The 3,331-nt window shown below is 36.8% G+C and carries 3 protein-coding genes; 2 read left to right on the top strand and 1 reads right to left on the bottom strand.

Annotation, left to right across the window (positions count from 1 at the left end; genetic code table 11):
• Positions 1 to 36 precede the first annotated feature (36 nt).
• A complete protein-coding gene (locus E1171_RS04275) occupies positions 37 to 462 on the bottom strand; it encodes a hypothetical protein (protein WP_155204437.1) in 426 nt (141 codons plus the stop codon).
• A 191-nt stretch (positions 463 to 653) separates the two neighbouring features.
• Between E1171_RS04275 and hppD the strand changes: the two genes are divergently transcribed.
• Positions 654 to 1,748: a 4-hydroxyphenylpyruvate dioxygenase gene (gene hppD, locus E1171_RS04270; protein WP_155204435.1), complete on the top strand. Its 1,095-nt coding sequence runs from the start codon at positions 654 to 656 to the stop codon at positions 1,746 to 1,748.
• Positions 1,749 to 1,944: 196 nt separating this feature from the next.
• Positions 1,945 to 3,331, top strand: a 1,387-nt coding sequence (locus E1171_RS04265) for a phospho-sugar mutase (protein WP_155204433.1), incomplete at its 3' end; no start/stop codon positions are given.

The raw sequence follows: 3,331 nt of genomic DNA, 5'->3' as shown, positions 1-3,331 counted from the left end.
AAGAGATACCGCTTTTTTCTTAATTATCGTATACTTTTAGTTGGCTCTCCAAACCTCTTCTCTATAGCGTTTTCCTACTTGTAAAAGAATCCTTGCTGGTGAAGGTAAAATAACCAAACGAGTTTCTTCCCCAGGGAAATCATCCGCGTCAACAATCACTCCCTCTCCTGGCTTTACATCAAACTGTTTTTTGCCACTTTCATCCTCTCCTTTGTCCAGATAACTGTTTGCCAAATAAGCAATTGGCAACAACACATCGTTATCCGGGCAGAACTCATCATGAACTTCATGTAGGGCATCTTCCAATAAATCTCCAAACTCATCGACAAATTCGTCCTCCAGCTCATGCAGATCGGCTTCAATGTCATCATATTCTTCGCTATCATAACCTATATTTGAGAGCAAATTCTTTTTCTCAATAATAGCGACTAAAGCATCATCAAGGTTTTTAACGTCAATCATAAGAATAAAATAGTGTTGTTTGAATCGCAAAACTCAATAGTAATATTTGAACTTGCAAGAAAAAAATATGAAAATGAATCTGCCATCGAAAACGATTTAAAGAAATGATCCTTCTGAGAAAAATAACGTTTTTAAATAGTAAATAATATCTTAGATTTACCCCTAAACTAAAATCTTTAAACTTCAGAATTATGGAACAAGACTTTTTGCCAATTAATGGTACAGATTACATAGAATTTTACGTAGGAAACGCAAAACAAGCCGCTATGTTTTATCAAACGGCATTTGGATTTAATTTAATTGCATATGCGGGGCCTGAAACGGGTGTGAAAGACAGAGTTTCTTATGTTCTTCAACAAAATAAAATCAGATTAGTACTTACTGGCGCCTTAACTGAAGATTCCCCTATTGCAAAACACGTCCGAAAACATGGAGATGGTGTAAAGGTTTTGGCCTTGTGGGTAGATGATGCCTTCAAATCATTTGAAGAAACCACAAAGAGGGGAGCAAAGCCTGCCATTGAGCCCACCACTTTATCAGATGAATTTGGGGAAGTAAAGATAGCCTCCATCCACACCTATGGGGAAACCATTCATACTTTTGTGGAAAGAAAAAATTACAAAGGAGCCTTTCTACCAACCTATGAGCCAAAGAAGAGCGAATTGGAAAGTTCTCCTATTGGGTTGAAATATGTCGATCACTGTGTAGGAAACGTGAATTGGGGAGAGATGGACAAATGGGTAAAATTCTACGAAGATGTTATGGGCTTCAAGCTCTTAATAACCTTTGATGACAAAGATATTTCTACAGAATACACTGCCTTAATGTCAAAAGTAGTTTCCAATGGTAGTGGGTATATTAAATTTCCAATAAATGAGCCAGCGGAAGGAAAGAAAAAGTCCCAAATAGAAGAATACATCGATTTTTACAATGGGGCCGGTGTCCAACACATTGCAATCGCTACAGACAATATTTTGCATACAGTAAGTGAGTTGCGAAAAAGAGGGGTTGAATTCCTTTATGTGCCTGAAACCTATTACGATGATCTTTTTGAACGAGTGGGAAGGATTGACGAAGATATGGATGATCTCAAGGAATTAAATATTTTAGTAGACAGAGATGAAGAAGGCTATTTATTACAAATTTTCACCAAACCCATTGTGGATCGACCAACCGTTTTCTACGAAATTATTCAAAGAAAAGGAGCAAGATCTTTTGGAAAAGGAAATTTCAAAGCATTATTCGAGGCCATTGAAAGAGAACAGGAATTGAGGGGAAATCTCTAATATTTCATAAAATCTATAAACATAGCATAATCCTGGTAATCAACTGATTTGAAGTACATTACCAGGATTTTTATTTTTGAAAGAGTAAAATTATCTTGATGAGGCCTTTATGAATTAGTAAATTGGGGTCGAAAAATAAAAATATTTACCAGGTCTGCTTTATATAAAGCTTCCTAACGCTGTATTTTCCCAACACATGAAAGAAATAAAAAGTCCGGAAACAACAAATCCAGTTTTTCAAAAAGCCAAACAATGGTTAAATAGTTCAATTGATCAAAATTCAAAGGACCAAATTCTTGAACTTCTAAAAGAAGAAAATAAAAATGAATTAGAAGACGCCTTCTACAAAGATTTGGAGTTTGGAACTGGAGGATTAAGAGGTCTAATGGGGGTAGGCACCAATCGTATGAATATTTACACGGTAGGAGCTGCCACACAAGGACTTTCCAACTATTTAATTAAAGCTTATCCAAACAAGGAAATTAAAGTAGCCATTGCCCATGACTCTCGAAACAACAGCTCCCTTTTTGCTGAAACGGCGGCTTCTGTATTTTCAGCAAACGGAATAAAGGTTTTCTTTTTCAAACATATGCGGCCCACACCTGAATTGTCCTTTGCCGTTCGGTATTTTAATTGTCAGGCGGGCGTGGTAGTCACTGCTTCTCACAACCCTAAAGAATATAATGGATACAAGGTTTACGGAAATGATGGGGCCCAAATTGTCTCCCCCGAAGATAAACTCATCATTGGGGAAGTAAACCAAATAAATGGAATAGAAGAGATTAATTTTGAACGGAATGAAGACCTGATTCAACGCATTGGAGAAGAGGTTGATAATCTCTATTTAGAAGCCATTTCTAAGATTTCAATTTCTCCCCAGGCAATTGCTAATCAAAAAGGCCTCAAAATTGTTTTCAGTCCAATTCATGGTACAGGCATTACTTTAGTACCAAAGATTCTTGACAAACTAGGATTTGATAAGGTAACGGTTGTTGAACAACAGGCCAAAGGAGATGGGAATTTCCCAACTGTAAAATATCCTAATCCAGAAGAAAAGGAAGCTCTTTCCATGGCCCTTTCTCTTGGAAAAGAAATTGATGCCGATCTCATTATGGCTACAGATCCAGATGCCGACCGGGTGGGCATTGCCGTAAAAAATCATCACGGAGATTTCCAATTATTAAATGGAAACCAAACCGGAGCATTAATTATTTACTACCTTCTGAAAAAATGGAAGGAAGAAGACAAGCTCAATGGAAAACAATATATTGCCAAAACAATAGTCACTTCAAACCTTCTAGATACCATTGCGACCCATTTTCAAGTTGAATGTATCAATACCCTAACAGGTTTCAAATATATTGCAGAGGTAATAAGAAAGTTTGATGGCCAAAAAGAATTTATTGGTGGTGGTGAAGAAAGTTATGGATATCTTATAGGAGATTTTGTAAGAGATAAAGATGCGGTTGCCTCTTGTGCCATAATTGCGGAAATCGCAGCCTTTGCAAAAGATAATGGTTTCACCCTTTTCGACATGTTGCTGGACGTCTATAAAAATTTTGGCATTTATCAGGAACAACTCA

Origin of the sequence: Xanthovirga aplysinae, from assembly GCF_009711365.1 — a bacterium.
GTDB lineage: Bacteria > Bacteroidota > Bacteroidia > Cytophagales > Cyclobacteriaceae > Xanthovirga > Xanthovirga aplysinae.
The sequence above is the reverse complement of the archived record's forward strand: the minus strand, read 5'-3'. Positions and strand labels throughout refer to the sequence as shown.

Bases quoted from the DNA above. Each gene is read 5' to 3' on its own strand.
- E1171_RS04275 (WP_155204437.1), bottom strand. From the start codon at position 462: ATGATTGACGTTAAAAACCTTGATGATGCTTTAGTCGCTATTATTGAG.
- hppD (WP_155204435.1), top strand. From the start codon at position 654: ATGGAACAAGACTTTTTGCCAATTAATGGTACAGATTACATAGAATTT.